The sequence below is a fragment of the Planomonospora algeriensis genome (assembly GCF_977012225.1).
In genome coordinates this window covers 1-256 of sequence record NZ_CDRNDK010001168.1, presented here as the reverse complement: position 1 = coordinate 256, position 256 = coordinate 1, and the positions used below count along the sequence as shown (strand labels likewise).

Sequence of the window (256 nt, the reverse complement as noted above, 5' to 3'; positions counted from 1 at the left end):
TGTTCCACCAGGGCCTGCGGGTGGAGCGGCTCGACCAGGCCCGCATCGCCGAGGGACTGCGCCGGGCCCTGGACGAGGACGAGTTCGTCCTGAACTACCAGCCGGTCGTGGACCTGCGGACCGGCGAGGTGCACGCCGTGGAGGCTCTGCTGCGCTGGCACTCGCCCGAGGGGATCGTGCCGCCGGACGCGTTCATCCCGACGGCCGAGGAGACCGGCCTGATCGTGCCGATCGGGGTGCAGGTGCTCCGCCGGGC

1 protein-coding gene is annotated in these 256 nt (G+C 73.0%); it reads left to right on the top strand.

The annotated features are described in order from the left end of the window. On the top strand, positions 1–256 hold a 256-nt coding region (locus ACWJ6R_RS38275), incomplete at both ends, for an EAL domain-containing protein (RefSeq protein WP_449066839.1).